This window comes from Mesorhizobium sp. M7A.F.Ca.US.005.03.2.1, from assembly GCF_003997795.1.
Classification (GTDB): domain Bacteria; phylum Pseudomonadota; class Alphaproteobacteria; order Rhizobiales; family Rhizobiaceae; genus Mesorhizobium; species Mesorhizobium ciceri.
Genome location: NZ_RZRP01000812.1, coordinates 1 through 2,833 on the forward strand (window position 1 = coordinate 1; position 2,833 = coordinate 2,833).

The window sequence follows — 2,833 nt, forward strand, 5'->3', positions numbered from 1 at the left end:
CCCGATCCGGCGCGCGCCGGATCGGGCCCCATGCGGCAGGTCGAGACCGGATGATAGACGGTGCCCGAGCGCTTCCTGAAATCCTGAATCAGGTCTGCATCGGAAGTGATTGACGGGCCTGGCAAAACCTCTTCCTCGATGATCTCGGCCATGGCAGGCATCGAGGCGATCTTGCGGACGAATTTCACCGCCGCCAGCATCTCCTCGACATCGGCATTGGTGGAGTAGGCATTGGCCGTTATCCTGGGGTACTCGCGCGGATTGGCCGAGCGGATCATGATCTCGCCACGGCTCGACGGGCGGCAGTTGGACAGGCCGATGGAAAAGCCCGGCCATGGGTCGGGCGTCAGGATGGGACGCTCGCCGCTCTTGGGAATGACGGTCGAGAATGCCTGGAAATAGAGCTGCATGTTGGGCCGCGTCGCCGCCGGGTCGGTGCGGAAGAAGCCGCCGGCATTGTTCATCGACAGCGACAGCGGGCCCGAACGGGTCAGGATATATTGCATGCCGACCAGCAGCTTGCCCCACCAGGGACGCAGCGTCTGGTTGAGCGTCGGCAGCTTGCCCTTGAAGGTGTAGTTGATGCCGACATGATCCTGCAGATGCGCGCCGACATTCTCGTTGGCCTGGACCATCCGGATGCCCAGGCCTTTCAGCAGCGCGGAGGGCCCGACGCCGGACAGCTGCAGCAATTGCGGCGAGTTGACCGAGCCGCCCGACAGGATGACTTCGCGGCCGGCACGCGCCGACTTCGTCTCGCCGTTCTGCTGGTATTCGACACCGACGGCGCGCTTGCCCTCGAACAGCACCCTGGTCGCCAGCGCCTTCATCTCGACGCGGACGTTGGCGCGCTTCATCGCCGGGCGCAGGAAAGCGCGCGCCGCCGACATGCGGCGGCCGTTGCGGGTCGAGATCTGGTAGACGCCGACGCCTTCCTGGGCAGCGCCGTTGAAATCCGGGTTGAAGGGCAGGCCGGCCTGCTGGCCGGCGGCGAGATAGCGTTTGGTCAGCGGGTGGACGGCGCCCGAACAGTCTGTGACATGCAGCGGGCCGCCGACGCCGCGCCATTGGTCTGCGCCGGCCTGGTTGTCCTCGAGCGCCTTGAAGGCGGGCAGCAGATCGTCATAGCCCCAGCCGGGATTGCCGGCGGCGGCCCAGGCATCGAAATCCTCGCGCGCGCCCCTGATCCAGACCATGGCGTTGATCGAGCTCGAACCGCCGAGCAGCTTGCCGCGCGGCCAGTGGTCGGCATTGCCGGCGAGCCCCGGGTCCGGCTCGGCCTTGTAGTTCCAGTTGACGTCGGGATCGAAGAAGGTCTTGCCGTAGCCGAGCGGCATCTGCACGTAGAAGCGGCGGTCGCTGCCGCCGGCCTCCAGCACCAGCACCGAGAAGCGCCCCGAGGCCGACAGTTTTTCAGCCAGGACCGAGCCGGCCGAGCCGGAGCCGACGATGATGAAATCATAGGTCTGCATGATGGAAATGGGAGGCTCCGAAAAATTGGCTGCAGCCTAGACGCGACGGCATTCCGAAGTCGCCGCGCCATCCGGCATCAGTTGTGAAAAAAGCGACCGTCGAACCGATCAGGTTTGCGGGGATTCCCGACAATCGCGCTTGATATCTATCGTCCCGACAGCCTATGCGATGGCACTATCTTGGCGCATAACTTTTCGGAATTATGCTCTGGCCACTCTGCGGAAGGCAGGAAATCATATGCGGACCCTCCCTGACGCGTTCATTCCCGAACTGCCGGGCCACTACAGCGGCAAGGTCCGCGAAAACTACGATCTGGCGGATGGCCGGCGCATCATCATCGCCACCGACCGGCTCAGTGCCTTCGACATCATCCTGACTTCGATCCCCTACAAGGGAGAGATACTGACCCAGACGGCGCGCTACTGGTTCGAGGAAACCGCCGATATCTGTCCGAACCATGTTCTCGAATACCCCGACCCGAACGCCGTCGTCGGCACGAGGCTCGACATCCTGCCGGTCGAGATCGTCGTGCGCGGCTATCTGGCGGGAACCACCAGCACCTCGATCCTGACGCGCTACAAGCGCGGCGACCGCGACATGTACGGTATCCGCCTGCCGGACGGCCTGCGCGACAATGAAAAGCTGGCCGAGCCGATCATCACGCCGACCAGCAAGGCCGCGCATGGCGGCCATGACGAGCCGCTGTCGAAAGCCGAGATCCTCGAACAGGGTCTTCTCACGCAGGCGCAGTGGGACACCGTGTCCGGCTACGCTTTGCGGCTGTTCGCCCGCGGCCAGCAGCGCGCCACCGAGCGCGGCCTGATCCTGGCGGACACGAAGTACGAATTCGGCACCGACAGGAACGGGACCATCATTCTTGCCGATGAAATCCACACCCCGGACAGCAGCCGGTACTGGATCGCATCGAGCTACGAACGGGCGCTCGCCGACGGCAGCCGGCCGGAGAGTTTTGACAAGGATTTCGTCCGGTCGTGGGTCTCGGCGCGCTGCAACCCCTACAGCGACCCGATACCTGAGATACCGGCCGAGATCGTCGAACAGGCCTCGCGGGTTTACGCGCAGGCTTATGAGGCGATCACCGGCAAGGAATTCTCGCCGGACCTTTCCGGGGACAGCGTGCTCGATCGTATTCGCACGAACCTCAGGCGCTATTTCTGATCGACCTTCGCCGGTGATGCGAACTGCCGTCCCATGGCCATGCCCAGGGTCTACGAACTCGGGTTAACCGGTCCTCGGAAACCTTCGCCGGTGTGTTGGCTGACGGAGCAAACGAAAAACCCGCCTGTGCGGCGGGTCACTGGCGCAAATCAGCACCATAGGCAAAAATGTACCATAGCTG

General features: G+C 63.9%; 2 protein-coding genes. One reads left to right on the forward strand and one right to left on the reverse strand.

The features are described from left to right. Positions 1 to 1,472: GMC family oxidoreductase N-terminal domain-containing protein (locus EN991_RS30720; RefSeq protein WP_127370158.1), on the reverse strand; the 1,472-nt coding region annotated here is incomplete at its 3' end. A gap of 238 nt (positions 1,473 to 1,710) precedes the next feature. Here EN991_RS30720 and EN991_RS30725 point away from each other — a divergent pair. Then, complete coding sequence (locus EN991_RS30725) at positions 1,711 to 2,652, forward strand: phosphoribosylaminoimidazolesuccinocarboxamide synthase (RefSeq protein ID WP_127370159.1); 942 nt, start codon at positions 1,711 to 1,713, stop codon at positions 2,650 to 2,652. Positions 2,653 to 2,833: the final 181 nt, after the last annotated feature.

Bases quoted from the DNA above. Each gene is read 5' to 3' on its own strand.
- EN991_RS30725 (WP_127370159.1), top strand. From the start codon at position 1,711: ATGCGGACCCTCCCTGACGCGTTCATTCCCGAACTGCCGGGCCACTAC.